This is a genomic window from Halomonas sp. GFAJ-1 (assembly GCF_000236625.2).
Lineage (GTDB): Bacteria > Pseudomonadota > Gammaproteobacteria > Pseudomonadales > Halomonadaceae > Vreelandella.
The window spans coordinates 1-1,168 of the sequence record NZ_AHBC01000072.1 but is presented as its reverse complement, the minus strand read 5'-3'; the positions used below and the strand labels follow the sequence as shown (position 1 = coordinate 1,168).

Below are 1,168 nucleotides of genomic sequence, written 5' to 3'. Positions count from 1 at the left end.
TAATAAACCTATAACTGTTAATGTATTATTTAATTTCTAGTTGACTAATTTTTTGATCAGATATTTTGTCTGAGTATGACTTTTTTGGTTATTTACCTAAAAAGGCTACCCATATAAGGTAGCCGTCACTAGATTTATGAGTATGCTTTGCTATATATTGTCGAATCTATTACAACATATGAAAAATTAAAGCATTGGTATCGTGGCGTTCAGGTATTCGCCTAAAACGGTGTCTTGCATGTTGGTATTAGGCTGTAAGTTCCATAAGCTATTTTCCACGCCGCGAGCAATCAAATGAATAACTGCCGACTCGATAGCAGACATCACCGCTAGCTGTACTGGCTCATTGGTGGTGATGCCAGCTTCTGCTTCAAGGAGGCGACGAAAATCAATAAAGCGATAAACGCCTGCTCGAAGCTCTTTCGAATAGATAGTTTTGGTGGTTGTAACGTTAGCTAGCACTTCACCTGTTGATATTTCAACAGCCCTTAAATTAACGGTGACTTGGTCAACTTGATACTGCCCTGAAGCGCCAATCCCAAAGTACTCAGCACCTGCTCCACCGGTTCGAATATTAGATTCATAGGCAATAATGCCGCCTTCTAGCATTACCGAAGCCGCTCTAAGTGAAGGGAGTGTATCTGGCTGGCCAAAACGTTCAAATTCAGCGCGGATAATTCGCCGTTCGGTAAGTAGGTTTTGCAACCCCACCCGCTCCAGTGGAATAAACCAACCCGAGTCTGCTAGTGCGCCGGTAAGCATCGCAGCGGCCCCTTGTGTTACAGCTGTAGAGAACGTACTAGCTGGCGCTGGTCGATATTGTCCTGTTTGATCACGAAAATCATAGACAGATACAAAAATTCGTCCTGCGGGAGGAGGAAGAGAGACTAAATCTTGATAGGTAGCGCCACGTGGCGTTAATGTTGCCTGTGCGCCTTCTAAATTTTCTGAATTGGCTACTACACCAGCGCAACCGCTAAGCAGGAGAATTAAAAATATTACAATCGTTGTTTTCATTGTGTTCCCCTTTTTTAAGACAACTTACCCTTTAAGATTCATGAAAAGCTCTATTAATTTTTTGATATATTTAAGTAAAACGTCAGTGTCTTCATGGGTTAAAAAGCCCACCAACACTGATACTAGTTACATCGCCTGTTAGCTTATCGAC

The 1,168-nt window shown here is 42.1% G+C and carries 1 protein-coding gene; it reads right to left on the bottom strand.

Translation table 11 applies throughout. The annotated features are described in order from the left end of the window. Nucleotides 1-186 precede the first annotated feature (186 nt). Entirely contained in the window at nucleotides 187-1,017 is an 831-nt protein-coding gene (locus MOY_RS16295; protein ID WP_035541008.1) for a CsgG/HfaB family protein, read from the bottom strand. Nucleotides 1,018-1,168 lie beyond the last annotated feature (151 nt).

Bases quoted from the DNA above. Each gene is read 5' to 3' on its own strand.
- MOY_RS16295 (WP_035541008.1), bottom strand. From the start codon at position 1,017: ATGAAAACAACGATTGTAATATTTTTAATTCTCCTGCTTAGCGGTTGC.